Genomic DNA, 2,712 nt, shown 5'->3' with positions numbered 1-2,712 from the left:
CATCGCCAGCCTCGTTTCCGACCGCAACACCACCGGCTGACACAAACCCCCAGCTCAGACCCCCACGTCTCCAACGCAATCACGCACCAGCTCGTTAGTAGGCACCCGAGAAACCGTCATGGGCCCCGAGGCCGTGGTCACCGCGACGGGTATTCGAACCGTCCTGGACCACTGCATCACGCGCCACACCGCGCCTGTGGCCGGTGTCCTGTCGGACCAGGACGCCGTCTGGCCCAAGCGCCTCCGCCGCCTCCTCCGAGGCCAGCTCACGCACTGGGGGTTCGCGAGCCTGGTTGAAAGCGCCGAGCTGCTCCTGACCGAGTTGGTCACGAACGCCCTCCAGCACGCCGACGGCCAAGGCATGTTCCATGTGACCGTCGAACTTCGCGGCAACCTGTGCCGAATCGAAGTCAACGACGGCTCTCCCCGCCGACACGCGAAACCGCGGGCGGCCGCCCCCTTCGACGAAAGCGGCCGCGGCCTCCTCATCGTCGACGCGATCTCCAACTCCTGGGGCGTCAGCAAGGACGGCACGACGACCTGGTGCACCCTCGTGAACGAAGGATCCGAGATGGACCCCACCGCCGAGGTCGTACACGAGACGTCACTCCCGCTCCCGCCCAATGCCAGCGCACCTGGCATCGCCCGAATCAGCGCGCGGACGCTTCTCACGGTCCTGGCCTGGCCCGGCCCCATCGACGTTGCCGTGGACGTGCTGTACGCCCTCGTTCGGAACGCCGTCGAGCACGGGCTCACCGAGGAGAGCGCCAGCCAGCGGCTGGACGCATGGCTTCGGATCAACGAACGCCGCGAACTCTTCATCGACGTCCAGGACCACGCCCCCGACTTCCCCCACTTCGACCAGGCGCTCCGGGGCGAGCTCGGCCGCGGACTGTGGGGTGCACAGCGCCTCGGCGCCACCCTCTCCTGGCGGCCGGCCGATCACGGCAAGACCGTGCGGGCCGCGCTGCAGCCGGGACCGGTGGACCTGTGACCGCCACCATGGCGCCGAACGCCGGCGCGATGATGCAGACCCTGGTCGACGCCGCCGGCGCGCCCGGGGAACCGGTCGCCGACATGGCCGACTTGGCCGAGAGGCTCCGTAGCCTCCTTGGAGTCGCCGCCAACCAGGTGACCCGCGTGGGTCTCGGCGGGAACCTCTTCGACGTCGTCGTGACCAGCTCCGGCGCCCAGGCCCGCGCCGCGGTCGCCGTCATGGATGAGATCCAGAACGGTTGCGGACCCGTCATCGAAGACACGAGGGACGGCCTCTTCTACTGGCTCGTTCCCCCGGGCACCGCGGGCCGGTGGCAGCCGCACATGTACGCGGTGTGCCTGGGCGCCCCGCACAAGATCACGCTGCCGCCTCTCACCTCCGCGAGGCCGCCCTGTGAGCCGGGCCCGTACTGGTTCCGGCCCTCGGCGAGTGACCGTCTCGTCCCGGCCACCCCCCTTCGGGAGGCCCTTGCCCGGCTTCGCCCCGAGCCCACGCCGCACGCGGCGTTCGCGGACCGACTCGGCGTGACTCCCTGACTCCCGTGTCTGGCGGTGACCACCCCCAACCCCGCCGGACACGGGGCTTCACCCCCCTGGTGCCGGAGCGGATCCGGCCCCGGCACCAGGGGTCCCTACTTCTCAGCCACGGCTTCAAGGACAGATCTCGGATGCCTCTTCTGACCCAGTCATGGCCGACGCCGACCGATCGCCTCGTCGCCCTACGGCAGCGCGTGAGGGCGCCGTTCGTGCTTCCACGCAAGGGCGAGAGCCTCGCGGCCGCCAGCCTCGTGGCCACGGCGCACGGCGTTGCGTACGCCGACCCCGCGCAGGACGCCGCCCACCGCGACATCGACGGCGTGCTGTGGGCCGTGTGCACGGGCTCCGCAACTGGCGGGACTGACTACGCCAGCGAGCTGCATCCCGAGCGGCAGCGCATCGCGATGGAGCGCCTCCTATGCGCCGGCTGCAAGAAGCCGGCGGCGCGGGACGAGCGGGGTATGGCGTGGGGCCTTCCCCTCCTCGACGATGCCGCCGACACGGTCTGGGATCGCGTACAGACCGCGATCCCGCCGATGTGCGAGGTGTGTGCCGTGCTGACGCCCCAGGTGTGTCCCCAGCTCCGGGAGGGCCATGTCGAGCTTCGCGTCCGCGAGGCCGAGCTGGTCGGGGTGCGCGGGACGCTCTACCCCCGCTCCTCGCAAGGAGGCACAGTCGACCCTGACGCCCTGCTCCTCTACGACGACCCCGACCTGCCCTTCGTGATCGCACGCCAATCCGTTCGCGAGCTCCGCCGCATCACGGTCGTTGCCCGTGGCGTGGCGTGTTCCTAGCTCTTCAGGTGGAGGTCCGGATGACGTCAGGCCGGGCCGCTGCACCAGCACAGCGTTCGCGCGGTGCCTGCGTTGTGAGCTGCGACCCTCACCGCAGCTCACAACGGGGGCACCGCAGACTCCCCCGCCCCCTTTCGGGGGTCGGTCCAACTCATCAAGGAGCAACAGCCATGGCCAACAGCAGCCTGTCCCTCGCCCCGGGAACGCTGGACACCCCGCTCGGCGAGTGGGAGCTGGACACCACCATCACGCAGTCCCCGACGCCCATCGTGGACGCCTGCGGCACCAACGACGGCTGCGCCGCGTCCTGCGCGTCGTCCTGCGCCTCGGCCTAGCCATGCGGCGTGCGGGGGGGGGGGGGGGGGGCGCGCCCCCCCCCCCCCCC

At 70.9% G+C, this 2,712-nt stretch carries 4 protein-coding genes; all 4 read left to right on the top strand.

Going from position 1 to position 2,712, the window contains the following annotated elements; genetic code table 11:
- Window positions 1-118: 118 nt before the first annotated feature.
- The 4 genes from ACFVZH_RS39350 to ACFVZH_RS39335 all read left to right on the top strand — a co-directional run bounded on the left by ACFVZH_RS39350 (window position 119) and on the right by ACFVZH_RS39335 (window position 2,662).
- On the top strand, window positions 119-994 hold the full coding sequence (locus ACFVZH_RS39350; protein ID WP_384905328.1) for an ATP-binding protein: 876 nt from the start codon (window positions 119-121) through the stop codon (window positions 992-994).
- Entirely contained in the window at window positions 991-1,533 is a 543-nt protein-coding gene (locus ACFVZH_RS39345; protein ID WP_384905326.1) for a hypothetical protein, read from the top strand. The genes ACFVZH_RS39350 and ACFVZH_RS39345 overlap by 4 nt, the downstream gene beginning before the upstream one ends.
- Before the next feature lie 131 nt (window positions 1,534-1,664).
- Window positions 1,665-2,327: a hypothetical protein gene (locus ACFVZH_RS39340; protein ID WP_384905324.1), complete on the top strand. Its 663-nt coding sequence runs from the start codon at window positions 1,665-1,667 to the stop codon at window positions 2,325-2,327.
- A gap of 170 nt (window positions 2,328-2,497) precedes the next feature.
- On the top strand, window positions 2,498-2,662 hold the full coding sequence (locus ACFVZH_RS39335; protein WP_384905322.1) for an FxLD family lantipeptide: 165 nt from the start codon (window positions 2,498-2,500) through the stop codon (window positions 2,660-2,662).
- The last annotated feature ends 50 nt before the right edge of the window (window positions 2,663-2,712 follow it).

The organism is Streptomyces sp. NPDC059534 (assembly GCF_042743475.1).
Classification (GTDB): domain Bacteria; phylum Actinomycetota; class Actinomycetes; order Streptomycetales; family Streptomycetaceae; genus Streptomyces.
Note: the sequence above shows the minus strand (reverse complement) of the source record. Positions and strands in the feature narration are given on the sequence as shown.

Coding starts and splice junctions, on each gene's coding strand:
- ACFVZH_RS39350 (WP_384905328.1), top strand. CDS start 119: ATGGGCCCCGAGGCCGTGGTCACCGCGACGGGTATTCGAACCGTCCTG.
- ACFVZH_RS39340 (WP_384905324.1), top strand. CDS start 1,665: ATGCCTCTTCTGACCCAGTCATGGCCGACGCCGACCGATCGCCTCGTC.
- ACFVZH_RS39335 (WP_384905322.1), top strand. CDS start 2,498: ATGGCCAACAGCAGCCTGTCCCTCGCCCCGGGAACGCTGGACACCCCG.